This window comes from Corallococcus sp. CA049B (genome assembly GCF_003611685.1).
GTDB classification, from domain to species: Bacteria; Myxococcota; Myxococcia; order Myxococcales; family Myxococcaceae; genus Corallococcus; species Corallococcus coralloides.
In genome coordinates this window covers 1-2,082 of record NZ_RAWC01000423.1, presented here as the reverse complement: position 1 = coordinate 2,082, position 2,082 = coordinate 1, and the positions used below count along the sequence as shown (strand labels likewise).

The following is a 2,082-nucleotide window of genomic DNA, read 5'->3' as shown; positions in this document are numbered from 1 at the left end:
ATCAGGGACTTGGCGGCTCCCACTCCCCGTCGCCACCGTCCCATGCCTGACAGTGTTGTCAGGCCCTCCCTGCCATCCCGCCACGTCCCCCCTGACATGACTGTCAGGGAACTGTCGCGGGCTCCCACGAAAAGCCGCTGCGTCCCCGCTACTCGCCGATGACGGAGCGGATGGTGTCGCGCATGGAGTGGCGGGACTTCCAGCCCACGTCCTGGACCCAGCGGTTGCCGTCCACGGCGCAGAGGAACTGGATGTGGTCCAGCTCCGGCGGCGGGAAGTTGGCCAGCCGGTAGCGGAACATCAGGCCCAGCAGGGGCCGGGCCACGGGGTGTGGCACGGGGATCGCGGTGTGGCCCAGCTCGCGCAAGACGGCGGACAGGGGCACCTGGCCGGGGCCCACGACGTTGTAGACGCCCTTGGGCTCCGGGCGCAGGGCCTCCACCATGGCGCGGGCCACGTCCTCCACGTGGATGAGCTGCACCATGGGGTCGAAGCCCGCCATGGTCCACGGGTGGCGCAGGCGCAGGTAGTTGGACGGCGCGTTCTTGATGGTGGGCCCGACGATGTGGACGGGCCGCAGGATGACCGTCTCGATGTCGGGGTGCTTCCAGAAGAAGCTGTGCGCCAGCATGTCCACTTCGATGAGGTCGCGCACGCCGGAGAAGCGGCTCGCGGCCATCAGCGGCGCGTCCTCCGTGAGGAAGTTGGAGTTGTCCGGGCTGGGGCCGTAGACGTTCGCCGAGGACAGCACCACCACCTTCTTCACGCCGTACTTCGCGCAGTACTCCAACAGGCGCGTGGTCCCCACGACGTTGAACGAGTGGTGCTCCTCCTCGCTCATGCGCGGGTCATGCATGATGCCCATGTGGATGACGGCGCGGACCTCGTTCTTGCGGAAGACGTCCTCCGCCTTCTTCTTGCGCAGGTCCAGCTGGTGCATCTCGACGTCCTTCGGCTTCCCGATGAAGGGACGCCGGTCGATGCCGATGATGCGCTCGCGCTTGTGCAGCATCTTCGCCAGCGTGCGGCCCAGGTTGCCGCTGATGCCGGTGACGACGACGGCCGGGCGCTTGTCCGCGACGACCGCGTCCTTCTCTTCCGTGGAGGCGCTCACCAGAACACGCCCCGGCGTTCCTTGAGGCCCTGGTGGAGCATCGCCTGGATGGAGGCCTTCACGGTGCGCACCTTCTTGTCCAGTTCGCTGTCCTCGTCGTCCGCGCGGCCGGTGAAGTGGAGCGCGTCGCCGAAGTAGATGCGGTACTTCGTGGGCAGCGGGAAGGGCGTGCCCGTGGGGGTGATGGGGAAGGACGGGAAGCCCAACAGCTTCGCCACCGGCTTCAGGTTCATCAGCGCGGGCGCCTGCTCCTCCGCGCCCACCACGGCGATGGGCACGATGGGCGTGTTCGTCTCCAGCGCCAGGCGCATGAAGCCCAGGCCGAACTCCTGGAGCTGGTAGCGCTGGGGCCACAGCTTGTTGAGCCCGCGCGTGCCCTCCGGGAACACGAGGATGGCCTCCTCCGCCTCCAGCAGCCGCCGGCAGTTCTCCGGCGTGCCGACAATCTGGCCCACGCGCGCCATGAACGTGGAGACGTACGGCAGGGACGGCACCCACTTCTCCACCATGCTGCGGATGGCGCGCGGCGGGTTGCCCTCCACCATCAGGGCGATGCCAATCATCGCGCCGTCCAGGGGCAGCTGGCCGGAGTGGTTGGACACCAGCAGCACCCTCCCCGAGGGGATGCGGTCCGCGCCGTAGGCCTCCACCCGGAAGTAGTGGCGGTAGAGCCACATGAACGGGGCGATGGCGGCCAGGCTGTAGTCCAGGTTGAACCCGAACGGGTCCACCCCGTACTCGTTCTCCGTCCGGGCCAGGGCCTGGAGTTGGTCGGACTGCTGCTCGCCGGCCATGCGCTCGGTCCAACCGCGCAGGCCCTTCTTCACCTTGTCGCTGAAACGCTCCAGCATGGGCCCGCTCCTTAGCACCCCCGCCCGCACGCCGGGAGTGGGCCCACAACCCGCAATGCCCTTCTGACGATAATCCGCCGGAAGGTCCCCCATGCGCCTCCCCTCCAACTGTCTCTT

2 protein-coding genes are annotated in these 2,082 nt (G+C 68.1%); both read right to left on the bottom strand.

Features of this window, described 5'->3' with window-relative positions:
* Positions 1–148: 148 nt before the first annotated feature.
* Complete coding sequence (locus tag D7W82_RS39375) at positions 149–1,114, bottom strand: SDR family oxidoreductase (protein WP_120623148.1); 966 nt, start codon at positions 1,112–1,114, stop codon at positions 149–151.
* On the bottom strand, positions 1,111–1,965 hold the full coding sequence (locus D7W82_RS39370; RefSeq protein ID WP_120564926.1) for a lysophospholipid acyltransferase family protein: 855 nt from the start codon (positions 1,963–1,965) through the stop codon (positions 1,111–1,113). Before D7W82_RS39370 ends, D7W82_RS39375 begins: the two co-directional genes overlap by 4 nt.
* Positions 1,966–2,082 lie beyond the last annotated feature (117 nt).

Bases quoted from the DNA above. Each gene is read 5' to 3' on its own strand.
- D7W82_RS39370 (WP_120564926.1), bottom strand. From the start codon at position 1,965: ATGCTGGAGCGTTTCAGCGACAAGGTGAAGAAGGGCCTGCGCGGTTGG.